General features: G+C 72.2%; 21 protein-coding genes. 11 read left to right on the forward strand and 10 right to left on the reverse strand.

Annotation, left to right across the window (positions count from 1 at the left end; all coding sequences use genetic code 11):
• Positions 1–74 precede the first annotated feature (74 nt).
• Entirely contained in the window at positions 75–989 is a 915-nt protein-coding gene (locus HP550_RS01835) for an AEC family transporter (RefSeq protein ID WP_175345894.1), read from the forward strand.
• Between the two features lie 3 nt (positions 990–992).
• On the opposite strand, the gene HP550_RS01840 is transcribed toward HP550_RS01835, so the two are convergent.
• Positions 993–1,667: a class II aldolase/adducin family protein gene (locus tag HP550_RS01840; protein WP_175345895.1), complete on the reverse strand. Its 675-nt coding sequence runs from the start codon at positions 1,665–1,667 to the stop codon at positions 993–995.
• A gap of 201 nt (positions 1,668–1,868) precedes the next feature.
• Between HP550_RS01840 and HP550_RS22885 the strand changes: the two genes are divergently transcribed.
• Entirely contained in the window at positions 1,869–3,011 is a 1,143-nt protein-coding gene (locus HP550_RS22885; protein ID WP_175345896.1) for a nucleotide disphospho-sugar-binding domain-containing protein, read from the forward strand.
• A 15-nt stretch (positions 3,012–3,026) separates the two neighbouring features.
• Here the strand turns inward: HP550_RS22885 and HP550_RS01850 are convergent, their stop codons facing one another.
• The 8 genes from HP550_RS01850 to HP550_RS01885 all read right to left on the reverse strand — a co-directional run bounded on the left by HP550_RS01850 (position 3,027) and on the right by HP550_RS01885 (position 12,799).
• A complete protein-coding gene (locus HP550_RS01850) occupies positions 3,027–4,487 on the reverse strand; it encodes a rhamnulokinase (protein WP_175345897.1) in 1,461 nt (486 codons plus the stop codon).
• Positions 4,488–4,512: 25 nt separating this feature from the next.
• Positions 4,513–6,540, reverse strand: a complete 2,028-nt coding sequence (locus tag HP550_RS01855) for a bifunctional aldolase/short-chain dehydrogenase (protein ID WP_175345898.1) — start codon at positions 6,538–6,540, stop codon at positions 4,513–4,515.
• Positions 6,537–7,691 (reverse strand): L-rhamnose isomerase, encoded by a 1,155-nt coding sequence (gene rhaI / locus HP550_RS01860; protein WP_175345899.1) that lies wholly within the window; start codon positions 7,689–7,691, stop codon positions 6,537–6,539. Before rhaI ends, HP550_RS01855 begins: the two co-directional genes overlap by 4 nt.
• Positions 7,688–8,053: an L-rhamnose mutarotase gene (locus HP550_RS01865; RefSeq protein WP_175345900.1), complete on the reverse strand. Its 366-nt coding sequence runs from the start codon at positions 8,051–8,053 to the stop codon at positions 7,688–7,690. The genes rhaI and HP550_RS01865 overlap by 4 nt, the downstream gene beginning before the upstream one ends.
• Before the next feature lie 108 nt (positions 8,054–8,161).
• Positions 8,162–9,208, reverse strand: a complete 1,047-nt coding sequence (rhaS, locus tag HP550_RS01870; protein ID WP_175345901.1) for a rhamnose ABC transporter substrate-binding protein — start codon at positions 9,206–9,208, stop codon at positions 8,162–8,164.
• Between the two features lie 32 nt (positions 9,209–9,240).
• Entirely contained in the window at positions 9,241–10,281 is a 1,041-nt protein-coding gene (locus HP550_RS01875; protein WP_175345902.1) for an ABC transporter permease, read from the reverse strand.
• The gene (locus tag HP550_RS01880; RefSeq protein ID WP_175345903.1) at positions 10,278–11,294 is read right to left on the reverse strand and encodes an ABC transporter permease; all 1,017 of its coding nucleotides are present in this window, start codon (positions 11,292–11,294) and stop codon (positions 10,278–10,280) included. The genes HP550_RS01875 and HP550_RS01880 overlap by 4 nt, the downstream gene beginning before the upstream one ends.
• A complete protein-coding gene (locus HP550_RS01885; protein ID WP_175345904.1) occupies positions 11,291–12,799 on the reverse strand; it encodes an ATP-binding cassette domain-containing protein in 1,509 nt (502 codons plus the stop codon). The genes HP550_RS01880 and HP550_RS01885 overlap by 4 nt, the downstream gene beginning before the upstream one ends.
• A gap of 170 nt (positions 12,800–12,969) precedes the next feature.
• Between HP550_RS01885 and HP550_RS01890 the strand changes: the two genes are divergently transcribed.
• From HP550_RS01890 to HP550_RS01905, 4 genes are all read left to right on the forward strand, one after another.
• Complete coding sequence (locus HP550_RS01890; RefSeq protein ID WP_175345905.1) at positions 12,970–14,016, forward strand: LacI family DNA-binding transcriptional regulator; 1,047 nt, start codon at positions 12,970–12,972, stop codon at positions 14,014–14,016.
• Positions 14,017–14,199: 183 nt separating this feature from the next.
• Entirely contained in the window at positions 14,200–15,321 is a 1,122-nt protein-coding gene (locus tag HP550_RS01895) for a Gfo/Idh/MocA family protein (RefSeq protein ID WP_343047936.1), read from the forward strand.
• Complete coding sequence (locus tag HP550_RS01900) at positions 15,318–16,355, forward strand: glycoside hydrolase family protein (RefSeq protein WP_246280410.1); 1,038 nt, start codon at positions 15,318–15,320, stop codon at positions 16,353–16,355. Before HP550_RS01895 ends, HP550_RS01900 begins: the two co-directional genes overlap by 4 nt.
• A complete protein-coding gene (locus HP550_RS01905; protein ID WP_175345906.1) occupies positions 16,352–18,319 on the forward strand; it encodes a beta-galactosidase in 1,968 nt (655 codons plus the stop codon). Before HP550_RS01900 ends, HP550_RS01905 begins: the two co-directional genes overlap by 4 nt.
• Before the next feature lie 39 nt (positions 18,320–18,358).
• On the opposite strand, the gene HP550_RS01910 is transcribed toward HP550_RS01905, so the two are convergent.
• Entirely contained in the window at positions 18,359–19,459 is a 1,101-nt protein-coding gene (locus tag HP550_RS01910; RefSeq protein ID WP_343047937.1) for a DNA glycosylase AlkZ-like family protein, read from the reverse strand.
• 70 nt (positions 19,460–19,529) lie between these two features.
• On the opposite strand from HP550_RS01910, the gene HP550_RS01915 reads away from it, so the two are divergent.
• From HP550_RS01915 to HP550_RS01935, 5 genes are all read left to right on the forward strand, one after another.
• Positions 19,530–20,465: an ABC transporter ATP-binding protein gene (locus tag HP550_RS01915; protein ID WP_175345908.1), complete on the forward strand. Its 936-nt coding sequence runs from the start codon at positions 19,530–19,532 to the stop codon at positions 20,463–20,465.
• Complete coding sequence (locus HP550_RS01920; RefSeq protein WP_175345909.1) at positions 20,462–21,676, forward strand: ABC transporter permease; 1,215 nt, start codon at positions 20,462–20,464, stop codon at positions 21,674–21,676. The genes HP550_RS01915 and HP550_RS01920 overlap by 4 nt, the downstream gene beginning before the upstream one ends.
• 79 nt (positions 21,677–21,755) lie before the next feature.
• On the forward strand, positions 21,756–22,400 hold the full coding sequence (locus HP550_RS01925; protein WP_246280412.1) for a GNAT family N-acetyltransferase: 645 nt from the start codon (positions 21,756–21,758) through the stop codon (positions 22,398–22,400).
• A gap of 113 nt (positions 22,401–22,513) precedes the next feature.
• A complete protein-coding gene (locus HP550_RS01930; RefSeq protein WP_210767549.1) occupies positions 22,514–24,154 on the forward strand; it encodes a bifunctional 3'-5' exonuclease/DNA polymerase in 1,641 nt (546 codons plus the stop codon).
• Positions 24,155–24,214: 60 nt separating this feature from the next.
• A partial coding sequence (locus HP550_RS01935) for a hypothetical protein (RefSeq protein ID WP_210767539.1) occupies positions 24,215–24,625 on the forward strand: 411 nt, incomplete at its 3' end.

Below are 24,625 nucleotides of genomic sequence, written 5' to 3' on the forward strand. Positions count from 1 at the left end.
GGCAAGCGCTTTCCGGCGCTCGCCCCCCGTGCGAGGATCAGGCCCGTGATCTCCCGACGCCCGCCGGTGGCCTGATGGGTGCCGTCGTCACCGCGCTCGGCACCATGGGGGTCGTCGTCGCGCTCGGCTGGCTGCTCGCCCGGCGCCAGGTGCTCGGGGAGCGTGCGGCCTCCGTGCTCGCCCGCGTGGTGTTCACCGTCGCGACGCCCGCGCTGCTGGTCACCACGGTCGCGCACGCCGACCTGCACCTGCTGCTCTCGCGGACGGCGGTCGTCACCTGGACGTCCACGGCGGTGATCGCCCTCGTCGCGATCCTCGTCCTGCGGCTCGCTTGGCGCCGGCCGGCCGCGGACGTCACGGTCGGCACGTTGGCCTCCTCGTACGTGAACGCCGGCAACATCGGGCTGCCGCTGGCGGTGTACCTGCTCGACGACGCGGTCGCGGTGGTCCCGACGCTCCTGTTCCAGCTGCTGGTCCTCGCGCCGGTCGCGTTCGCGGTGCTCGACGCGCGATCGGGACCGTTGCAGGGGCGGGCCGTCGTGCGCCGCACCCTGAGCAACCCGATCATCGTCGGCACGCTCGTCGGCCTGGTCCTGGCCGCGCTGCCGTGGGACCTGCCCGAGGTCGTCTACGAGCCGTTCCGCCTGATCGGTGCCGCCGCGGCGCCGCTCGCGCTGCTGACCTTCGGCATGTCGCTCGCCGTCCCCCGCACCGTGGACTCGGCGGCCCCCCGCCGGGACCTCGCGCTCGCCGTCGGCCTGCGCACGGTGGCGCACCCGCTGCTCGCGTGGGGGCTAGGCACCGCGCTCGGCCTGCCCGCGCACGCGCTGCTCGCGGTCGTCGCGATGGCGGCGCTGCCGACCGCGCAGAACGTCCTCGTCTACGCGATGCAGTACCGGCACGGCGAGGCGCTCGCGCGCGACGCCGGGCTGATCACCACGATCCTGTGCGTGCCCGTGCTGCTGGTCGTCGCGGGCACGCTCGGCTGACCGTCAGGGCAGGCGCGCGCCCTCGGGGATCTCGATGCGGTCGTAGGCCAGCACGTTCGGCACGCCGCCCGACAGGGTCGCGTGGTGGAGCACCTCGGCGTTCTCCTCGACCGCGACGGCCACCTTGAACGCGAGCTTGAGCGAGACGCCCACCGCGAGCAGGCCGTGGTTGGCCCAGACGACCGCGTTGACGGCGTCGCCCATCAGCTCGGCGCTGCGCCGGCCGAAGTCGGCGTTGGTGGAGAACTCGAACGGCATGACCGGGATGGTGCCCTTGGCGTACAGGACCATGTTGAGCAGGACCGGGTCGATCTGCTTGCCCAGGACGCCGAGGACGTTCACGAACGTCGACTCGGTGTGCACGATCGCGCGGGCGTCGGGGCGGCGGCGGTAGTGGGCCAGGTGCACCGGCAGCTCGGTGGACGGGAGCAGGTCGCCCTCGAGCACCGTGCCGTCCATGGCGACGACGAGCATGTCCTCGGGCCGCAGCACGTCGTAGCGCACGTCGGACGGGGTGATGACGATCGCCTCGGTGCCGTCGTCGGCGGTGATCCGCACGCTGATGTTGCCCTGCGTGTTGAAGTTCAGTCCGCAGCGGACAGACTCGCGGCAGTAGTAGAGGATCTCCTCTCGCAGCTGCACGCTCGCGAGCGAACGGACTGACGTGTCGATGCTCATGACACCCTCTCCACTGATCGATTGAATCCTTTCATCAGGATTCCGTGACCGACCCTCCGCGGCGAGGGACCTTGGTCCCCGCGTGCCGACGAACGCGCACTGGACGATGGCGGATGTCGGCGCGCGGGCTCGTCCGCAGCGGTCCCGCGCGCCGACACTGGCACTCCCCGCATCACCAGTCTGGACGGTCGGCGGAGGCGGGTGTCAGATGGAGCAGTGGCCAACGTCCTGTTCACCTCGTGCCCCGCGTACGGACACGCCCTGCCGATGCTGCCCATGATCCGTGCGGCGGAGCGCGCCGGCCACGACGTGCGGGTCGCCACGGGCCCGGACCTGGCGCGCGTCCTGGCCAGTCGCGGACTGGACGTCCACGCCGTAGGGCCCAGCTGGGACGCGGCGTGGTCCGCGCACGAAGCCGCGTGGGCGAACCCGGACGCGCCGGAGGAGCGGAAGATGATGGACGGCGTCGTCGCGCTGTTCGGCACTCCCGCGCTCCACCGCCTCGACGACCTGGTCGCGATGACCTCGACGTGGCGCCCCGACCTCGTCGTCCACGAGGTCCTGGAGGAAGCCGGATCGCTGTTGGCCCACCAGCTTGGGGTCCCCGGCGTCGTTCACGGCATCGGCCCGATGTTCCCGTTCTACGCCCCGCTCATCGACGCCGCCGGCGCGGTCATCGGCGAGCCCCAGCTCTGGGCGCAGGCCTCCACCGAGCACGCGCTGGACCTCTGCCCACCCTCGTTGCAGCCGTCAGGCCCGTCACCCTGGTCCGACACCACCCCGCTGCGGCCGAGTGCCGGCGAACGCCAACCGCTGCCGCCCGCCCTGGCCGAGGTGCTCGCCACCGACCAGCCCGTCGCCTACTTCACCCTGGGCACCGTCAAGAACGACGACGCCTCTGACTTCAGGATCGGGCTGCAGGCCCTGTCCGAGTACGACGGTCTGGTGGTGGCCACCACAGGACGCCAGCTCGATCGCGACGCCCTGGGACCGATACCCACGAACGCGATGGTCGCCGAGTTCGTGCCTCAAGCCTCCCTGCTCGATCGGGTCGACCTGCTGGTCTCCCACTGCGGGTCGGGCACGATGCTCGGCGGGCTCGAGCACGGCGTGCCCCAGGTCGCCCTCCCGCGCGGGACCGACCAGCCGGAGAACGCCGCGCTGCTGGAGCGTGCGGGCGCCGGGACCGTCGTCGCCCCGGACGAGTACGCGGTGGAGTCGATCGCGGCGGCCGTCGCGGCCGTCACCCACGACACGGCGTTCCGGGCGGCGGCCGAGCGGGTCCGCGACGAGATCGCCGCCATGCCCGACGCCGACGCCGTGTGCGCCGCTCTCAACCTCTGAGGCCGGGTCGCGCGACTACGGACCGTCGACCCTGCCCTCGGCCGCAGCCCACTGGCGGTCGCTCGGACCCCCGGTGGCGCCCGGCTCGTAGCGCCGCAGATCCAGCCCCCGGGCGCCCACCGCCCGCAGGTCCGCGAGGCTCCCGGACAGCACGCCCGCGGCCCGCGCCTGCACCAGGACGTTGCCCAGCGCGGCGCCCTCGACCGGGCCCGCGACCACCGGCAGCCCGGTCGCGTCGGCGGTGAGCTGGCAGAGCAGCTCGTTGCGGACTCCCCCGCCGACCACGTGCACCACGTCGACGGACCGCCCCGACAGGTCGGCCGCCTGCCGGACCGCCCGCCGGTACGCCAGCGCGAGCGAGTCGAGGATGCAGCGCACGGTCTCGGCCTGGGACTGCGGGGGCGTCTGACCCGTCCGGGCGGCCTCGGCCGCGATGCGGGAGGGCATGTCGCCGGGCGGCAGGAACGCGGGTCCGTCGAGGTCGACCACCGTGGTCAGCGCCGGGACGCGGGCGGCGGCCGCGAGCAGGTCCGGGAGGTCGGCGGGCAGACCGGCGTCGTTCCACGTGCGGATCGACTCCTGGAGCACCCACAGGCCCATGACGTTGCGCAGGTACCGGACCGTGCCGTCGACGCCGGCCTCGTTGGTGAAGTTCGCCGCGCGGCTCTGCTCGGTGAGCACCGGACGGTCCAGCTCCAGGCCGACCAGCGACCAGGTGCCGCAGGAGATGTACGCGAAGTCCGTGCCGGTCGCGGGGACGGCGACGACGGCCGACGCGGTGTCGTGCGAGCCCACCGTCCAGACCGGGACCTCCCCGAGCAGCGTCGTGTGTCCCAGCAGCTCACCGGCGTCGCGCAGCGGGGGCAGCAGGCCCTCCGAGATGCCGAGGGCAGCCGCCACGTCGAGGGCCCACTCCCGGGTGGTCGCATCGAGCAGGCCGGTGGTCGACGCGTTGGTCACCTCGGCCGCCCGCACGCCGGTCAGCCAGTACCCGAGCAGGTCCGGGATCAGCAGCAGCCCGCGGGCCGACGCCAGCGCAGCCGTGCCCTGCGCGGCGACCAGCTGGAACACGGTGTTGAACGGCTGCACCTGAAGGCCCGTGCGGGCGTAGAGGTCGGGTGCGGGGATCGTCGCGAAGACCTTGTCCGGCACCCCGTCGGTCCGCGCGTCCCGGTAGTGGAACGGGTTCCCGAGCAGCTCGCCGTCGGCGTCGAGCAGCCCGTAGTCGACCGCCCACGAGTCGATGCCGACGCCGTCCAGCGCCCCGACCTCACGCGTGGCCGCGCGCAGCCCGTCGAGGATCCCCCGGTACAGGCCGAGCACGTCCCAGTGCAGCGCGCCGCCCACCCGGACCGGCCCGTTGGGGAACCGGTTGACCTCGTGCAGGTCGACGTGGGCGTCGCCTCCACCCTCGATGGTCCCGACGATCACCCGTCCCGACGAGGCTCCGAGGTCGACGGCGGCGAACGCGCTCATCGCCGGCCCCACCCGACCGGGTGCGTCATCGCAGGAAGGCTGCGGCGACGCCGGAGTCGACCGGGATGTGCAGGCCGGTGGTCTGCACGAGGTCGGGGCCGGTCAGGGCGAACACCGCCGCGGCCACGTGCTCGGGCAGGACCTCGCGCTTGAGCAGGGTGCGCTGGGCGTAGTACGCACCCAGCTCGGACTCGGGCACGCCGTAGGTGGCGGCGCGCTGGGCGCCCCAGCCGCCGGCGAAGATGCCCGAGCCGCGCACGACGCCGTCGGGGTTGACCCCGTTGACCCGGATCCCGTGCGCGCCCAGCTCGGCGGCCAGGAGGCGCACCTGGTGGGCCTGGTCGGCCTTGGTCGCCGAGTAGGCGATGTTGTTCGGACCGGCGAACAGGGAGTTCTTCGACGCGATGTACACGATGTCGCCGCCCATGTCCTGGGCGATCATCGCCCGGGCCGCCTCGCGGGCGACCAGGAACGACCCGCGGGCCATCACGTCGTGCTGCAGGTCCCAGTCGCGCGCGGTGGTCTCCAGCAGCGGCTTGGAGATCGACAGCCCGGCGTTGTTCACCACCAGGTCGATCCCGCCGAACGCGAGCACCGTCTCGGCGATCAGCCGGGCGATGTCCTCCTCGGAGGTCACGTCCGCCTTGACCGCGATCGCCACGTCCGGACCGCCCAGGCTGTCGGCAACCTCCTGAGCGCCTTCGAGGTTGAGGTCCGCGATCACCACGCACGCGCCCTCGGCGGCGAGGCGCTCGGCGATCGCCCGGCCGATGCCCGACCCGGCCCCGGTGACCAGGGCGACCCGGGTGGCCAGCGGCTTGGGCTTGGGCATGCGCGAGAGCTTGGCCTCCTCCAGCGCCCAGTACTCGATGCGGAACTTCTCCGCCTCGTCGATCGGCACGTACGTGCTGATCGCCTCGGCGCCGCGCATCACGTTGATCGCGTTGACGTAGAACTCCCCCGCGACACGGGCGGTCTGCTTGTCCTTGCCGAACGAGAACATCCCCACGCCCGGGACCAGAACGATCGCCGGGTCGGCACCACGGATCGGCGGGCTGTCCGGGGTGGCGTTGCGGTCGTAGTAGCCCTGGTAGTCGGCGCGGTACAGCGCGTGCAGCTCCTTGAGCCGGCCCACGACCTCCTCGAGCGGCGCGTCGGCGGGCAGGTCCACCACCAGAGGCTTGACCTTCGTGCGCAGGAAGTGGTCCGGGCACGACGTGCCCAGCTCCGCCAGGCGGCCCAGCTCCGCGCGGGACACGAAGTCCAGCACCACGTCCGAGTCGGTGTAGTGGCCGACCTGCGGCTTGTCCGTCGAGGCCAGCCCGCGGATCACCGGCGCGAGCGCGGCCGCGCGGGCGCGACGCTCGTCGTCGGGAAGCGGGCTCTGCACCACGTCACCGAACGGGTGCGGACCTGTGTGGGACGCGATGAACTCCTCGGCGGTCCGGACGATCTGCAGCGACCGCTCCTCCGCCTCGGCCGAGGTAGAACCCCAGGCCGTGATGCCGTGCCCGCCCAGGATGCAGCCGATGGCCTGCGGGTTCGCGCCCTTGATCGCGGCGATGTCCAGCCCCAGCTGGAACCCGGGCCGACGCCACGGCACCCACACCACCGAGTCCCCGAACACCTCACGCGTCAGCGCCTCACCGTCCGCGGCCGTCGCGAACGCGATCCCCGAGTCCGGGTGCAGGTGGTCCACGTGCGCAGCGTCGACCAGCGCGTGCATCGCCGTGTCGATCGACGGCGCCGCCCCGCCCTTGCCGTGCAGGCAGTAGTCGAACGCGGCGACCATCTCGTCCTCACGCTCCACGCCCGGGTAGACGTCGACCAGCGCGCGCAGGCGGTCCAGGCGCAGCACCGCGAGGTTCTTCTGCGTCAACGTGCCCAGATCACCCCCGGACCCCTTCACCCACAGCAGCTCCACGTCCTCACCCGTCACCGGGTCGGTCGCGGTGCCCTTGGCCGAGGTGTTCCCACCCGCGTAGTTCGTCGTGCGCGGATCCGCACCCAACCGGTTCGACCGTGCGACCAGCTCCTGCGCCACCGTGCTCATGCTCCCCACCCCGCCTGGGTGCCGCCGACTCGCTCGGCGACGATCGTCTCCGCGTAGCCCGAGGCCTTGTACGCCCGGATCGGGTCGGGGTCGAGCCCCTGCGACTCCCGCAGCTCGGCCAGGAGCGGCCGCACGTCGGTGTTGTACGCGTCCATGACCAGGCCGTTGGCGCCGAGCACGTCACCGGCCGTCTGCGCCTCGAGCAGGGCGTCGGCGTCGACCAGCAGCGCCTTGGCGGTGGCCTCCTGCACGTTCATGACCGAGCGGATCTGCCCCGGGATCTTCGGCTCGATGTTGTGGCACTGGTCGAGCATGAAGTTCACGCCCGAGTCCGGCGCCAGGGCCCCCGACTGCACGATCTCGTGCATGATCCGGAACAGCTGGAACGGGTCCGCCGAGCCGACCATGAGGTCGTCGTCGGCGTAGAACCGGGAGTTGAAGTCGAACGCGCCCAGGCGTCCGGCGCGCAGCAGCTGCGCGACGATGAACTCGATGTTGGTGCCCGGCGCGTGGTGCCCGGTGTCCAGCACGACGAACGCGCGGTCACCCAGCGCGAGGCAGTGCAGCAGGGACGTGCCCCAGTCGGGGATGTCCATCGAGTAGAACGCGGGCTCGAAGAACTTGTACTCGAGGATCAGCCGGTGGTTCGGATCCAGGGCCGCGTAGATCTCGGCCAGCGAGTCGGCGAGCCGGTCCTGGCGGGCGCGCAGCGAGTCCTGGCCGGGGTAGTTCAGGCCGTCGGGCAGCCAGATCTTCAGGTCCGTCGACCCCGTGGCGCGCATGACGTCGACGCACTGGAGGTGGTGCGCGATCGCCTTCTTGCGCACGTCCGCCGACGGGTGCGTCAGCGAGCCAAGCATGTAGTCGTCGTCCTGGAACAGGTTCGAGTTGATCGCCCCGATGGACACCCCGAGCCCGGCGGCGTGCGCGGCCAGGGCGTCGTAGTCGTCGACCAGGTCCCACGGGATGTGCAGGCTCACCCGCGGTGCGACGCCCGTGTAGCGGTGCACCTGTGCGGCGTCGGCGATCTTCTCGTACGGGTCGCGGGGGACGCCCTGCTGCGCGAACACCTTGAACCGGGTGCCCGAGTTCCCGAACGCCCACGAGGGGAGCTCGATGGTCTGCTGCGCCAGCTGGTCGAAGATGGTCATGCGCGGAGCTCCTGTGGGTGGGTGGGGAGGCCGGCTGCGCTCAGCTGGTCCTCCAGGTGGAACACCTCGTCGAGGACGTGGAAGCCCTCGTCGGGGCTGCCGTCGGCGACGAAGAACTCGCTCATCTCGGCCTGCCAGCGCGGGTTGACCGCCGTGCGGGTCATGGCGTCCTGGGCGGCGGCGTAGTCGTCGGTCTCGAGGTAGCCGACGAGCAGCCCGTCCGGGGCGAGGAACAGCGAGTAGTCACGCCAGCCGGTGTCGCGCAGCGCCTCGAGCATCTCGGGCCACACGGCGGCGTGCCGGGACCGGTACTCGTCCAGCCGGTCCGGCCGGACGCGGGAGATGAAGCACACACGGGTCATGCGGCTGCCTTTCGTCGCATCGCCTTTGAAACGATTCACGCACTCTATGTAAGCGTTTACCAGTGTGTCAAGAGACCGGGCGTGCGCGCACGCCCGGTCTCCGACATCTCAGAAGTCGAAGTCGCCGATGTTGTCCGCGTCGAACACGTACGGGTCTCCGAGCAGCACGGTCGCGTCAGCATCCACGGTGTAGTCGCCGAGCTTGCCGGCCTCGAACGTGTCCCCCTCGGCGCCCGTGATCGTGCCGTCGACCATGGCGGCCGCCGCGTACGCGGCCAGGTAGCCCAGGTCCTCCGGGTTCCAGAGCGCGAACGCCGTGACCGTGCCGTCCTCCACGTAGTCGCGCATGTCGTTCGGGGTGCCCAGGCCGGTGAGCGCGACCTTGCCCTTGAACGTCGACGTCGACAGGTACCGGGCCGCGGCGGCGATGCCGACGGTGGTCGGCGAGATGATGCCCTTGAGCTCCGGGTACGACTGGAGCAGCGCGGCGGTCTTGTCGAACGACGTCTGGTCGTCGTCGTCGCCGTACACCGTGTCCACCAGCTCGATGTTCGGGTGGTTGGCCGCCAGGTCCTCCTTCATCATCTCGATCCACGCGTTCTGGTTGGTGGCGTTGGCCGTCGCGGACAGGATGGCGATCTGGCCGGCGTCGCCGATCTGCTCCGCGATCAGGTCGATCTGCACCTTGGCGATGCCCTCGGCCGTGGCCTGGTTGATGAACAGGTCGCGGCACTCGGCGTCGACGTCCGAGTCGAACGTGACGATCTTGATGTCCGCCTCGCGGGCCGAGTCGAGCGAGCTGCACAGCGCCGACGTGTCGTTGGCGGAGAGCACGATCGCGCTCACGCCCTGCTGCGTGAGCGTGTTGATGAAGCTCACCTGGCCGTCGGCGGTGGGCTCCGTCGGGCCGACCTCCTTGAACGTGCCGCCCAGCTCCTCGACGGCCGCGGCGCCGCCCTTGCTGGAGGTGTCGAAGTACGGGTTGCCGAGGTTCTTGGGCAGGAACGTGATCGAGAGGTCGCCCCCGTCGTCTCCCCCGGCGGCGTCGGAGGTGCCGGAGTCGTCCGGGGAGCCGGACGTGCAGGCGGCGAGGGCGAGGACCAGGGCCGTGGCGGCGGTGGCCGTACGGAGGGAACGACGCGAGAACCACGTCATCGTGGGGCTCCTTTCGAGGCGGTGCACGGGTGTCAGTCGACGGCGCCGACCGACGAGCGGGTGCCCGGGCGGCGGGTGGCCCCCCGGGCGCGGGCGACGAGGCCGGGACCGACCACGGTCGCGATGAGCAGGACGCCCGTGACGACGTTGATCACGTCGGACGACACGTCCGCGAGGCGCAGGGCGCTGCGCAGCGCCCCGATGAGCAGGACCCCGGCGATCACGCCGGGCAGAGCGCCGCGGCCGCCGAAGATGGAGACGCCGCCGACCAGCACGGCCGCCACGACCGACAGCTCCAGGCCGACCGCGTTGTCGCCGCGGGCCGAGCCGTAGCGCAGCGTCCAGTACACGCCCGCCAGCGCGGACATCACGCCGCTGGCGACGAACAGCCAGAACGTCAGGCGGTTCACGCGGCCCCCGGCGAACCGGGCAGCCTCGGCGTTCAGCCCCGCGGCGTAGACGAGGCGGCCGGTCGCGGTGGCGTGCAGCACGACGCCGAACCCCAGCGCGGCGACGACGAACACGGCCATGACGACGGGGATGCCGGTGCCGGCGAACCGCGCGCTGACCAGGTCCTGTGCGCCCGAGGGGAAGCCCGTCACGGCCCGGGTGCCCAGGATGCCGACCGCGAGCCCGCGGAACAGGGCGAGCGTGCCGATGGTGACCGCCAGCGACGGCAGCCCGACCACCGTGACCAGGAACCCGTTGAGCGCCCCGCCGAGCGCCCCGACCACCAGCGCAGCCAGCGCGGCCGCGCCCAGCGACCAGCCCTGCTCGTACAGCGCCCCGACCAGGACGCTGCTCAGCCCCAGCATGCTGGCCACCGACAGGTCGATCTGCGCCGCGATGATGATGAGGGTCATCGGCAGGGCGATGAGCAGGATCGGGAACACGTCGAGGAACAGGAAGTACCAGGTGGTCGACGTCGAGAAGTTGTCGACCGAGAAGGACGCGACGAGCACGACGACGAGGAAGAGTCCGATGATCGCGGCGTCGCGACCCAGCAGGAGCTTGCGCAGGCGGGCCTGCGTCGTGGGTGCGGCCGGGACGGTCCGGACCTGGTCGACGGTCATGACGCGATCACCCGCTCGGGAGGCAAGGGTCTGACGATCTCCGCGACGCCGGTGGACCGCAGCCGTCTCGCGGTGCGCAGGGCCAGCACCCGGTCGAGGACGATCGCACCGATGATCAGCACGCCGACCACGGCCTGCTGCCAGAAGTCGGGGATGCCGAGGATGGGCAGCGCCCGGTCGATCGTCGCCAGCAGGATCGCGCCCAGGGCCGCCCCTGCGACCGTGCCGCTGCCGCCGAAGATGGCCACGCCGCCGATCACCGCGGCGGCCACCGCTTGCAGCTCGAGACCCGTGCCGGCGTTGGACGCGATCGTCGCGTAGCGGGCGGCGAACAGGACGCCGGCGAGGCCGGCGAGGGTGCCGGACAGGACGAACGCGAAGAACACGCGACGGCCGACGGACAGCCCGCTGAGCAGGGCCGCGTCGGGCTCGGAGCCGATCGCGTAGAACTCCCGGCCGGACCGCGCGTAGCCGAGGTACACGCCGACGCCGACGACCACCAGCAGCGCGACGATCGCCAGCACCGGGATGCCGCCCCAGCGGGCGGTGCCCAGCGCCAGGAAGCTGCGCGGCATGTCCCCGGCGTTGATCCGGTCGCTGCCCGCCCAGATCACGGTGATGCCGCGGAAGGCGTAGAGGGTGCCCAGCGTGATGACCAGCGACGGCACCCGCGCGCTGGTGACCAGCACGCCGTTGACCGCCCCGAGCACCGCGCCGAGGCCGATCCCCAGCACGATGACCACCGGGACGGGCAGCCCGGCGACGAACATCGACCCCGTCGCGAACGCCACCAGCCCGAGCGTGCTGCTCACCGACAGGTCGACGTTCCGCGTGATGATCACCGCGGCCTGCCCGACCGCCAGCAGGACCAGCAGCGACGGCGCCAGCAGCAGGTCGCGGAAGCCGTCGGTGCTCAGCAGGAAGCTGTCGTTCTTGGCGGTCGCGACGACGATCACCAGCACGAGCGCGAGCGCGATGCTGGTCTCGCGACGACGGAGCAGGCGCCCGATCATGCGACCACCCCCGATGAACCGGTCGCCGCGGCCATCACGGTCTCCGCGTCGGCGTCGGCGCGGTCGAGCACCGCGGTCACCCGGCCCTCGTGCATCACCAGCACCCGGTCGCTCATGCCCAGCACCTCGGGCAGCTCCGAGCTGATCATCACGACCGCGACGCCCTCGTCGGCCAGCCGGTCCAAGAGCCGGTGCACCTCTGCCTTGGTGCCGACGTCGATGCCGCGGGTGGGCTCGTCGATGATGAGCACGCGCGGCCTGGTGGACAGCCACTTGGCCAGCACGACCTTCTGCTGGTTGCCGCCGGACAGGGTCCCCGCGACCGTGTCCAGGTCCCGCGCCTTGACCTGGAGGATCGCCGCCCACTCGTGCGCGACGCCGTACTCGGCCGAGCTGGTGAGGATGCCACCGCGGGACAGCCGTCGTCGCAGGGTCAGCGCGATGTTCCGCGCCACCGAGAGGTCGGTGTGCAGCCCCTGCTTCCGGCGGTCCTCCGGCACGAGCGCGAGGCCCCGGCGCATGGCGGCCTCGGGGTCACCGGCGTGCAGGACCCGCCCGTCGATCCGCACGCTCCCCGAGTCGTAGGGGTCGATGCCGAACACCGCCCGGACCACCTCGCTGCGGCCCGAGCCGACCAGTCCGGCGATCCCGAGGATCTCGCCCGCGCGTACGTGCAGGTCGATGCCGTCGAACGTGCCGGCGCGCGTGAGCCCCTCGACCTCGAGCACCACGTCGCCGGGCGTCCGGTCGGTGTGCGGGAACATCGTGTCGACGGACCGCCCGACCATCTGCTTGACGATCGTGCCCACGTCCGTGGCGGCGGTGTCCTGCGTGCTCACGTGCTCGCCGTCGCGCATCACCGTGATCCGGTCGCAGAGCGCGAAGATCTCGTCGAACCGGTGCGAGATGAACACCACCGCGGCGCCCCGGTCCCGCAGCTGGCGGGCCACCGCGAACAGCCGGTCCACCTCGACCCCGGACAGGGCGGCCGTCGGCTCGTCCATCACCAGCAGCTTGGCGTCCAGGCTCACGGCCTTGACGATCTCCACCAGCTGCTGGTCCGCGATCGACAGCCCGAGGGCCGGCCGGTCGGGGTCGATCTCGACGCCGAGCGTGGCCAGCAGCTCCCGGGTCCGGTCGCGCATCGCCCTGCGGGACACCAGACCGCCCCGGCCGGTGAGCAGGCGGCCCATGAACACGTTCTCCGCCACGGACAGGTCCGGGAAGAGGGTCGGCTCCTGGTAGATCACCGCGATGCCGGCGTCGCGGGCGTCGGCCGGGGTGCGCGGCTCGAACGGCTGCCGGTCGAGGATCATCTCGCCGGCGGTCGGCTGGTAGACGCCCGCCAGGAGCTTGACCAGCGTCGACTTGCCGGCGCCGTTCTCCCCGACGAGAGCATGGATCTCGCCGGGGCGGACCTCGAGCTCCGCGCGGGCGAGGGCGATCACCGGGCCGAAGTGCTTGACGAGCCCGTGGACGACGAGCGTGGGGTGCGATTCGGGCACGGCCTCTCCCTTGAGGTCTGTGAATCGATTCACTACGCTGCACGGTACGCGTCCGGCTTCCAGCCCACAAGAGTCGTGACGGCATCGTGATGCAGCGAGGCACCACGACGACCCCGGCGGGGGCAACTAGCATCGGGCCGCACACTCGGTGCGCCAGGGAGGGACGGTCGATGTCGACGACGACACGGGGACGCGCGGAGCGGCGCCCGTCCATCACGGACGTCGCCAAACGGGCAGGAGTCTCGGTCGGCACGGTGTCCAACGTGCTCAACCGCCCCGACCAGGTCAGCGACGCCACGCGCGACCGCGTCCTGGTGGCCATCGAGGAGCTCCAGTTCGTCCGCAACGCCTCGGCGCGGCAGCTGCGTGCCGGGACGATCCAGACGGTCGGCGCCATCGTGCTCGACATCGCGAACCCGTTCTTCACGGAGGTCGCGCGCGGGGTCGAGGACCGGCTGGCCGCCGACGAGTACACCCTCATGCTCAGCTCGTCCGACGAGGACCCCGAGCGCGAGGCCCGGTACCTGCGGCTGTTCGAGGAGCATGGCGTGCAGGGCGTCATGGTCACCCCGTCGGCGGGCTCGCTGGACACCCTGCTGGCCCTGCGCGACCGCGGGATCGACGTCGTCCTGCTCGACACCACGTCCCCGGTCGACGACATCTCGTCGGTCGCGGTCGACGACGTCCGGGGCGGCGCGCTCGCGATCGAGCACCTGGTCAGCCTCGGGCACACCCGGATCGCGTTCATCAACGGTCCGCTCACCATCAAGCAGTGCCAGGACCGCCGGGAAGGCGTGCTCTCCGCGCTGGCGGACGCCGGCCTGGAGCCCGCCGAGGCGCTCGTCGAGATCACGATCGGGTCGCTGAACGCCGACGGCGGCGAGGCCGGCATCAACGAGCTGTTCGCGCTGCCCGGCGACCGCCCGACCGCGCTGTTCTGCGTCAACGACCTCACCGCACTGGGCGCCCTGCGCGCGCTCCGGGCCCACGGCGTGGCCATCCCCGGCGAGATGGCGGTGGTCGGCTACGACGACGTCGTCTTCGCGTCGATGCTCACCGTGCCCCTGACGTCCGTCCGGCAGCCGACCCACCAGCTGGGCTGGACCGCCGCGGACCTGCTCCTGCGGCAGCGGTCGGAGGGCGCGTCGTTCCTGCACCAGCGCGTCCAGTTCCAGCCGGAGCTGGTCGTCCGCGGCTCGTCGGACCCGTCGGCCTGACGGCGGCCTCCCGCTCGCCGCGCCGAGATCGGCAGTCTCCGCCGAGATCGTGAGTTGCAGCTGCCGACTTCGACGCAAAGTCACGATCTCGACCGACGGCCGGCGACGACGCAGCCGGCGGGTGATGGACGGATCGGCAGGCAAGCGCTTACCGTGGCAGCCTCACCACGCAAAGGAGCTGACGTGACGGAGTCGTCGCAGGGCCGGATGAAGGTCGCCATCGTCGGGACGGGGGCGATCGCGCACGCGCACGCCACGGTGCTCGCCGCCGACCCGCTGGCGTCGGTCGTCGCCGTCGCCGACCCCAGCCCCGCCGTCCGGGACGCGTTCGCCGACAAGTTCGAGGTGCCCGGCCGGTACGACAGCCTCGACGACCTGCTCGCGGCCGAGTCGGTCGACGTCGTGCACCTGTGCACCCCGCCCGGCCTGCACAAGGACCAGGCGATCGCCGCCCTGCGCGCCGGGGCCCACGTGGTCTGCGAGAAGCCGCCGGTCCTGTCGCTGGCGGACCTGGACGCGGTGCTCGAGGTCGCCCGGGAGGTCGGTCGCGAGTACGCGGTGGTGTTCCAGCAGCGCACCGGGACGGCCGTCGGTCACGTGCAGAAGCTGCTGGCGGACGGCACGCTCGGGCGCCCGCTCGTCGGCGTCTGCCACACGCTCTGGTACCGCAAGCAGGAGGACTACTACGCGGTGCCGTGGCGCGGGAAGTGGGCGACGGAGGGCGGCGGGCCGCTGCTCGGGCTGGGCATCCACCAGCTCGACCTGCTCGGGTTCCTGCTCGGCGAGTGGGCCGAGGTCGACGCCCGCGCCTTCCGCCTGGACCGGGACCTGGAGACCGAGGACACGTCGACGGCGGTGATCCGCTTCGCCAACGACGCGATCGTGTCGGTGCTGACCACCGCGCTCGCCCCCCGGCAGACCAGCTACGTGCGGGTCGACACGACGCTCGGCACGGTCGAGGTCGAGCACCTGTACGGGCACGACGCCCGCGCGTGGCGGCTCACCCCCGCGCCTGATCGGACCGGCGGAGAGCCGTCGGAGGCTCCGTCGTCGTGGACCCTGCCCGCCGACGACGAGCCGTCCGGCCACACCCCGTTGCTCCGCGCGGTCTACGCGGCGCTGCGCGCGGGCGAGCCGCTGCCCCCCGTCGCCGCCGAGCCGCACCGCTCGCTCGAGCTGGTCACCGCGATCTACGCGTCGGCCTCCCTGGGCCGCCCGGTCACCAAGGCCGACCTGGCCCCCGGCAGCGAGCTCCGCAACGGCTTCCTGCACGGCATCGAAGATCTCCGCCCGACGCCGGCATGACCCACCACGTCCCCACGTCCGCACTCGAGGGGGTTCCGACCCGCACGAGTGCGGACGCAACCCACCCTTCTCTCGCAACGTCCGCACTCGAGGGGGTTCCTGCCCGCACGAGTGCGGACGTCCGCATCGCGCCCGATCCGCTGTTCAGCGACCCCCTCGGCGCGCCCACCGACCCGACCCTGGTCGAGGGGCCCGACGGGACCTGGTGGCTGTTCGCGACGCAGCGGCGGGTCGACGACGACGGCCCCGGCGTGACCTGGGTGCACGGGACGGACATCGCGGTCGCGACGAGTGACGACGGCGGGCTGACCTGGACGCACCGGGGGATCGTCGACGGACTGGACCCTGGTGAGGGCCGGAACACCCTCTGGGCGCCTGAGGTCGTGTTCGCCGAGGGCCGGTTCCACATGTTCGTCAGCTACATCACCGGCGTGCCGGACCGCTGGCCGGGCCACGAGCGGCACATCCTGCACCACGTGTCCGACGACCTGGTGACCTGGGAGTACTGCGGGGTCGTGCCGCTGAGCTCGGACTATGTCATCGACGCCTGCGTCGCACCGACCGAGACCGGCTACCGCATGTGGTTCAAGGACGAGGCGGCGGGCTCGACGACCTGGTGCGCAGACTCCGACGACCTGGAGACCTGGGGTCCGGCGCGGCCGGTCATCGAGGGCCGACCGCACGAGGGACCGAACGTGTTCACGCTCGGCGGGTGGCACTGGCTGATCGTCGACGAGTGGCGCGGGCAGGCCGTGTACCGGTCCGACGACCTGTCACGGTGGACCCCCGACGGCCACATCCTGGTCGAGCCGCGCGGCCACCACGCGGACGTCGTCACCACCGACGACGAGGCCTGGATCTTCTACTTCACGCACGACGTGTCGCCGTTCGAGGCGACCGGCGCGGGCGAGGACCCGGCGACGCGACGGGCTGTCGTCCGCGTGGCCACGGCCCGCGTGGTCGACGGGCACCTCGTGTGCGACCCCGACGAACCAGTTGTCCTAGACCTACGACGAGCGACGAGGACCCGATGATCCAGTACGGCGGCGACTACAACCCCGAGCAGTGGCCCCTGGCCACCCGCATCGAGGACGTGGAGCTCATGCAACAGGCCGGCGTCACGCTGGTCAGCGTCGGCATCTTCAGCTGGGCGCAGCTGGAGCCGCGCGAGGGTGAGTACGAGTTCGGGTGGCTGGACGACATCCTCGACCGGCTCGCCGCCGCGGGCATCAAGGTCGCGCTGGCCACCGCCACCGCGAGCCCTCCCCCGTGGCTCACACGCACGCACCCCGAGTTCCTGCCCGTGCTGGCGGACGGCACGGTGCTCTACCCGGGCGGTCGGCAGGCGTACCGGGTGTCGTCGCCGGCGTACCGCGAGTACGTCCTGCGCATGACGCGCACCATGGCCGAGCGCTACGGCACGCACCCGGCGCTGGCCCTGTGGCACGTGGACAACGAGCTCGGCTGCCACGTCCCGCACGACTTCTCCGACGACGCCGCGGCCGCGTTCCGGCGCTGGCTCGCCGACCGCTACGGCACGGTCGAGGCGCTCAACGCGGCCTGGGGAACGGCGTTCTGGTCGCAGCGGTACGACGACTTCGACGAGGTGCTGCCCCCGCGCAGCGCACCCACGTACCCGAACCCCACGCAGCAGCTGGACTTCGCCCGGTTCAGCTCCGACGAGCTGCTCGTGCACTACCGCGCGCTCCGGGACGTGCTGCGCGAGGTCACCCCGGACGTGCCGACGACCACCAACCTCATGCTCTCCACGGGCACCAAGTGGATGGACTACTTCTCCTGGGCGGACGACCTCGACGTCATCGCCAACGACCACTACACGCGCGCCCACGACCCGGAGGCGCACGTCGAGCTGGCGTTCAGCGCCGACCTCACGCGCGGGGTCGCCGGCGGTGACCCCTGGATGCTCATGGAGCACTCGACCAGCGCGGTGAACTGGCAGCCGCGCAACCGCGCCAAGCGACCGGGCGAGATGCTCCGGCACTCGTTGGCGCACGTGGCCCGCGGCGCCGACGCGGTGATGTTCTTCCAGTGGCGCCAGTCCGCCGCGGGGGCGGAGAAGTTCCACTCGGCGATGCTCCCGCACGCGGGCACCGACTCCGACGTGTGGCGGAACACGGTGGCGCTCGGCGACGCGCTGAAGGCACTGAGCGAGATCGAAGGGTCCCGCGTCCGGGCGCAGGCCGCGATCGTCTTCGACTACCCCGCCTGGTGGGGCACCGAGCTCGACAGCCACCCGTCCACCGCGGTGACGTACCCGGACCGGGTGCTGGCGCACTACCGCGCGCTGTGGCAGCGGAACATCACGGTCGACATCGTGCGACCGTCGGCGGACCTGTCGGGGTACTCGCTCGTCGTCGTCCCGACGCTCTACCTGGTCACCGACGCCGACGCGGCCAACATCGCGAAGGCTGCGGCCGACGGTGCATCCGTGCTGGTCACGTACTTCTCGGGCATCGCTGACGAGAACGACCACATCCGGCTGGGCGGCTACCCGGGCGCGTTCCGGGAGCTGCTGGGCGTGCGGAGCGAGGAGATCTGGGCGCTCCAGGACGGCGAGGTCCTCACGCTCGACGACGGGACCCGCGCGGATGTGTGGTCGGAGCAGACGCACCTGTCGCCCGGGACGTCGGCGGTGCGCACCTACGCCGACGGCGACCTGGCGGGCTGGCCCGCGCTGACCCGCCGACCGGTCGGCGCCGGTGCCGCCTGGTACCTGGCCACCCGGCTCGACGCCGACGGGCTGCAGGGGGTCACGGACGCGCTGATCGCGGAGGCCGGCCTCACCTCCGAGCTGCCCGGCGTCGAGGCGGTCCGCCGGGTCGCCGACGACGGCCGCTCGTGGCTGTTCGTCCTCAACCACACGGCCGACGAGGTCACACTGCCGGCGTCGGGCCACGAGCTGCTGCGCGACGAGGCGGTGGCGGGCGGGTCGCTCGTCGTCGCGCCGGGCGGCGTCGCCGTGGTGCGGGAGGGCTGAGAACGGCAGGAGCCGCGCGGCCGACGACGCGTCGAGGAGCTAGGACGACCGCAGCAGGTCCAGCTCCAGCCACTGCGCGAGGTCGTCGATCTCACGGTCGACGGCCGCGCGCGCGTCGGGCGTCCACGGCTCGTCCTCGTGCACCGCGTGGACACGCAGGACGCCCGCCTTCACGTCCGCGGTGGCATCGAGCTTGCCCACCAGCCGGTCGCCGACCAGCACCGGGAGCGCGAAGTAGCCCCAGCGCCGCGCGGCCACCGGCTTGTACATCTCGAGGATGTAGTCGAACTCGAAGACGTCCGTCATGCGCTTGCGGTCGTAGAGGAGCAGGTCGAGCGGGGACAGCAGCGCCGCGCGCCCCTCGAACGGCAGGTCCAGCTGCGCGGGGTCGACGCGCCATTCCCCGCGGACGCCCTCGATGACCGCGGGCTCCCCCACGTCCCGGACGTCCAGCGGCTCCACCGGCTGCTCGGGCCCCTTCGGCCTCGCGATGCCGAGCGCCGCGAGCCTGCGCTCGTCGCGGATCCGGTACGCCTCCTCCAGCGGCACCGGCGGGCCCGGCGGGTAGACGCGCTCCGCCAGGTCCCAGAGCCGGTCGCGGCCGGTACCGCCTGCGGGTGCGACGTCGCCCATCTGCACCATGAGGCCCAGCAGCATGATGACGTTGCGGTTGTTGTTCCAGCCGGAGGACTTCCACGGTCGCACGCAGGTGTCGGGAAGCTCGCTGATCGGCAGCGGACCGTCGGCCCGCAGCAGCTCCAGGATGTCCTGGCGGCAGGCCTCGTTGTCCGCCACCCACTGCCGGTTGCCCCGCTGCCAGTCCTTGACGCGCGTGCCGGTGCCGGGCCACACGGCCATCTCCGCCCGGTACAGCGCCAGGTCCTCGGCCACCCGCAGCATGCCTCGGAACTCGATGATCGTCTGCTCGTCGAGTGCGTCCGCCAGTTCCTGCGGGTCGTACGACGAGCCCAGCCGGCTCCAGAGCACCAGGTCGGCGCTCGGCGCGATCGCGCTGGTCGGGTTCAGCTGGAGGAACGTCAGGGCGCGCACGGTCTCGTGCACGTCCGTCGGCCGGTCGGCGGTCAGCCGCTGGGCGCGCACGGCGATCCGGCGGGCGTCGGCACGGGAGAGGTGGTGCACCTTCCGCAGACTAGGACCGACCACCGACAGGGTGTCGCGTCCCGTCGGTGGTCTCTGTTTGGATCGTCGCATGTCCGCACTGGTGATGGAGTCCCTGAACAAGTCCTACGGCGACCTCCGCGCACTGCGCGACCTGTCCATGGAGGTGCGCGCCGGCGAGATCGTCGGGTTCGTCGGCTCCAACGGCGCCGGCAAGTCGACGGCGATGCGGATCGTGCTCGGCGTGCTGGGAGCCGATTCCGGCGAGGTGCGCTGGGACGGCAAGCCGGTCGACCTGGCCGTGCGGCGGCGCATCGGGTACATGCCCGAGGAGCGCGGCCTCTACCCGCGCATGAAGGTGAGCGACCAGCTGGTCTACCTGGCCAGGCTGCACGGGCTGTCGACGGCGTCGGCCAAGGCCGCGATGGAGCAGTGGACCGAGGTGCTCGGCATCGCGGAGCGCCGCGGCGACGAGATCCTCAAGCTCTCGCTGGGCAACCAGCAGCGCGTGCAGCTCGCGGCGGCCCTCGTGCACTCGCCCGACATCCTGGTGCTCGACGAGCCGTTCTCCGGCCTGGACCCGGTGGCGGTCGACGTGATGAGCGGGGTGCTGCGCGACCAGGCTGCGGCCGGCGTGCCGGTGCTGTTCTCGTCGCACCAGCTCGAGCTGGTCGAGGCGCTGTGCGACCGGGTCGGGATCATCAAGACCGGGTCGCTGGTGGCCTTCGGGGGGATCGAGGAGCTGCGCCGGACCGACGACCGTCGGTGGCTGGTGGACGGGCCACCGGCGGGATCGTGGCTCTCCGCGGTGCCGTCGGCACGCCTGGTCTCCCACGAGGGATCGCGGTCGGTCGTCGAGGTGCGGGGGCAGGCCGACGACGGCGTCGACCAGGAGCTCCTGCGGGCGGCGCTGGCGGCCGGAGCGGTGCACGAGTTCAGCCTCCTGCGACCGTCCCTGACCGAGCTGTACCGGCACGTGGTCAGCACGGACTCCGTCGTGACCGAGCGCGAGACGGTGTCCGCATGAGCGCGCGACCGACCCTCGTCGAGATCTCCGACGGCGCGGCGGTGCGCCTGGTCGCCGGGCGTGAGATCAGCACCCGGTTCCGCTCCAAGGCGTTCATCTGGACGACGATCGCGCTCGTCGCGGCGGTGGTCCTCGGCGGTGTGCTGCTCAACCTCGTCAGCTCGCAGTCCGACACGACGCAGCACGTCGGCGTCCTGCCCGAGGCAGCGGCGGTCGCCGAGCAGCTGGTGGCCACCGGGACCGTCACCGGCACGACCGTCGAGACGCAGGAGGTGGCGTCCGCCGACGACGGAGAGGCGCTGCTCAAGGACGGCACGATCGACGCGCTCGTGACCTCCACCGATCCGCTGGCTGTCGTGGTGCACACGAAGCTTCCCGACATGCTCGCGCCCGTCTTCGCGTCACTGGCGCAGCAGGAGGCGCTGGCGTCGGCGGTCACCGACCTGGGCGGCGACCCGGGCGAGGTCGGCCGCGAGATCGCGCAGGCGACACCGGACGTCACGGCGCTGGAGCCGGAGCCCGAGCAGGACAGCGCCCAGATCGTCGCCGGCTTCGTCGCCGGGATCCTGCTGTTCATCTCGCTCATGACCGCGGGCCAGCTGGTGGCGCAGGGGGTCGTCGAGGAGAAGGCGTCGCGCGTCGTCGAGCTGCTGCTGGCGACCGTGCGGCCGTGGCAGCTGATGGCCGGCAAGGTGCTGGGCATCGGTGTGATCGGGCTCATCCAGGTGGTTCTCGTCGTCGGCGCCGGCTCGGGGACCGCGCTGGCCCTGGGGCTCGTCGACACCAGCTCGATCGACCTGGGCGCGACCGCGCTGTGGGTGGTGATCTGGTTCGTCGTCGGCTTCACCATGTACGCCCTCGCGCTCGGCGCGCTCGCCGCGCTGGTCTCGCGGCAGGAGGACGTCGGCTCGGTGACCGCGCCGGTGCTGGCGCTGATGATGATCCCGTACCTCATCGGCGTGAGCATCGCGCCCTGGGACCCGACGAACCCGCTGGTCGTCTGGCTGTCGTTCGTGCCGTTCTGCTCGCCCCTCCTCATGCCGATGCGGATCGCCCTCGGCGAGGTCGAGGCATGGGAGGTCGCGCTGGCCCTCGGGCTGTCGCTGGCCCTGATCCCCGTGCTCGTCTGGCTGGCCGGACGGATCTACTCCCACGCGGTTCTGCGCAGCGGCGGGCGGATCAAGCTGAAGGACGCACTGACAGGGTCGTAAGTGATTACGCAGGTCACGCGATCTGTCCATCCCCCGATCGGGTTGCATCTGGACGCATGTCCCGGAGAGGATGCGCGACATGCCCGGAACCCCGCCTGATGTCGTCGAGCCGCTGCACCCGTCCGGCATCGCCGAGGCAGCGACCGTGCTGGCCGCGGCCCTCGCCGACGACCCTGGCTTCGTGCACCTGTTCCCCGTCCGCCGCCGCCGCGAGCGCGAGCTGCGGGCGCTCTACCGGATGACCCTGTCTGACTCCGTGCGGCACGGGCACGCGTTCGTGACCAGGCTCGACGGGGCAGTCACTGGCGCGATCGCGCTCTACCCGCCCGGCTCGTACCCGATGACGCCCGCCCGCTGGTGGCGACAGGCGCTCCGGATCGCGAGGATCGCCGTCAACACGCGCGAGCACAGCGTGGGGATCATCAAGTTCGGCGACGTCACCTCCGCCGGGGTGCCCTGCGACGCCTGGTACGTGGAGGCGCTCGGGGTCCGACCCGACCTCCAGCGCGCCGGCCGCGGCAAGCGGCTGATGGCCACGGTGTTCGACCTCATCGACTCGGCCTCCGGGCACTCGTACCTGGAGACCACCAAGCCCGACAACGTGGGCTACTACACGGCCCTCGGGTACTCGCCGGTGCGGTCGCGGGTGCCCCTGGAGTCGTCCCTGACCGAGGGGCCGTGGATCTTCCCCATGAGCCGACTGGCTGTGGGTGCTGCGGTCTAGCGTCTGGCCGCGCCGGACGAGTCGGGTGAGACACAGGTCGGCAACGCGACACGGGTCGCACCCGTGACGGTGGATCGCGGTGTCGGTCGTGCCTGCGACGATGGCCCGTGACCTTGCTCCTGCTCCTCGACGACCCGGCGCAACCCGGCGTCGTCGAGCTGCAGTCGCTGACCGACGACGGACTGCCGGAGGGCTCTGTCTCGGTGGCCGCCGACGACCTGGCCTCGGCAGTCCGCGAGCGTGAAGCCGACCGGCCGCGGTGGGTCTGGGACGACACCTCCCGCCGCTACCCGCCGCTGCTGGCCGCCGGCGTCCGCGTCGAGCGGTGCCATGACCTGCGGCTCTGCCACGCGATCCTGCGGCGGAGCGTGTACTCGCAGTCGTCGACGCTGGCCGGAGCACCGCCCGGGCCGTGGGACGGGCCCCGTGAGCCGCCGCCCGTCGAGGGGAGCCTGTTCGACGACGTCGGACCCTCCGTGGTCGCCGACCCGCTGGCGGAACTACGGGAGCAGCTCGCCGCCGTCGCCGGGGCCGACGAACCTGGTCGCCTGCGCCTGCTCCTCGCCGCCGAGTCGACGGGTGCGTTGATCGCCGCTGAGATGCAGCGCGACGGCATGCCGTGGAGCGTCGAGACGCACGACGCGCTCCTCGTTTCGTTGTTGGGGGAACGACCGCGGAGCGGGCGGCCGCCCAAGCTCGAAGCGCTGGCCGACGAGGTCCGCGCCGCGCTCGGTCAGCCGTCGCTCAACCTCGACTCCCAGCCGGACCTGCTGCGCGGGCTGCGCGCGGCAGGCTGCGACGTCGAGTCCACCCGCACGTGGGAGATCAAGGCGCTCGAGCACCCGGTGCGCGACCCGCTGCTCGCGTACAAGAAACTGTCGCGCCTGCTCAGCGCCAACGGGTGGGCGTGGATGGAGGCGTGGGTCCACGACGGCCGGTTCCGCCCCGACTACGTGCCCGGCGGGGTGGTGACCGGTCGGTGGGCCACCAGCGGGGGCGGCGCGCTCCAGCTACCCGCCAGCATCCGTGCGGCCGTGCGGGCCGATCCCGGCTGGAAGCTCGTCGTCGCCGACGCTGCTCAGCTGGAACCGCGCGTGCTGGCCGCCATGTCCGGCGACACCGCCATGGCCGCGGCCGGCAGGAAGGCCGACCTGTACCAGGGCGTCGTCGACGCCGGCATCGTCGAGACCCGCTCCGAGGCCAAGTACGCCATGCTCGGCGCGATCTACGGCGCCACCACCGGCCCGTCCGCGGTCCTCATGCCGCGCCTCACCCGCGCGTACCCGCACGCGGTCGCCCTCGTGGAGGCCGGCGCCCGCGCCGGGGAGCGCGGCGACGTCGTCTCCACCTGGCTGGGCCGCACCTCCCCCCGCCCCGACGCCGCCTGGCAGGCCGAGCACGCCGCAGCCTCGGCGGAGGGAGCGGGGGCCGACGACGTCCGCGCCGCCCGTCGACGCGGCCGCGACTGGGGGCGGTTCACGCGCAACTTCATCGTGCAGGGGACCGCCGCGGAGTGGGCGCTGTGCTGGATGGCGTCGCTGCGCCGACGCCTGCTCGAGCTGGATGGTCGGCCGCACCTGGTGTTCTTCCTGCACGACGAGGTCATGGTGCACGCGCCGGCCGAGGTGGCCGACGAGGTTGCTGTGGCCATGCGGTCGTCCGCTGTCGAGGCGGGGCGGTTGCTGTTCGGTGCCACTCCCGTGGAGTTCGCGCTGAACGTGGCCGTGGTGGACAGCTACGACCAGGCGAAGTAGCTGTCCACATCCTGATTCTGGTCTCGTTGCGGGGTGTCCGTTTCGGGTAGAATCGAACACATGTTCGAAGCCGCTCCTGCCGACGCCGAGAGTGGCTGGGGCGCGGGTGCGGGCGGTGGGGCGACGAGCCTGAGGGTGTCGACCTCGACCGGCGGCGCTGTGGCGCGGCGGTCGGACGGTCGCGACCCGGACGCGCGGGCGTCGGGGGCGCGAGACTCGGACGGTCGAGGTATCGACGCCCGGGCCGTGGCGGCGGCGGTCGCCGAGCTGCTCGCGGCGGCCCGGCGGCTGGCCGAGGTCATGGCGACCGGAGCAGGGGACGCGGGCGCGCGGCGGGCGGTGCTGTCCGGGTTGCGGCCGGTGGACGGGGTGCTCGCCGGAGTCCGGTCGGCGGTGCTGCTCGCCGAACGGGACTCCACCACCTGGCAGCGCCCCGGGGTCGCCTCGTTCGAGGCCGCACACGGGTCGGCC

The sequence above is a fragment of the Cellulomonas humilata genome (assembly GCF_013359775.1).
GTDB classification, from domain to species: Bacteria; Actinomycetota; Actinomycetes; order Actinomycetales; family Cellulomonadaceae; genus Cellulomonas; species Cellulomonas humilata.